The organism is Adlercreutzia sp. DFI.6.23, assembly GCF_024462535.1.
Lineage (GTDB): Bacteria > Actinomycetota > Coriobacteriia > Coriobacteriales > Eggerthellaceae > Adlercreutzia > Adlercreutzia rubneri.
This window is the reverse complement of record NZ_JANGBP010000833.1, coordinates 1-286: the sequence shown is the minus strand read 5'-3', so window position 1 is coordinate 286 and position 286 is coordinate 1. Positions and strand designations below refer to the sequence as shown.

The 286-nt window shown below is 60.8% G+C and carries 1 pseudogene; it reads left to right on the top strand.

The features are described from left to right. Positions 1-203: pseudogene (gene hyfE / locus NE591_RS15655) on the top strand (hydrogenase 4 membrane subunit); the annotation flags it as partial. Positions 204-286 lie beyond the last annotated feature (83 nt).

The following is a 286-nucleotide window of genomic DNA, read 5'->3' as shown; positions in this document are numbered from 1 at the left end:
AGCAGATCTTCGGATACTGCCTGATGGAGAACGTCTCCCATGTGACGCTCGCGCTTCTGGCGCCTCAGGCGCCGGAGCTGGTGGAGATCGGCGTCGCCACCGACGCCATCTTCGCGGTGATTATCTTGGCGGTGCTCGTGTGGCGCATGGCGCGCTATGCGCACACCCTTGACGCCGACGACCTCTGCGAGCTGAAGGAATAAGCCATGGATTACTCAATGTTACTTCTGGTGCTTTTGGGCTGTCCTTTGGCGGCGGCGCTGCTCATTGCCGTGCTGCCAGCGAA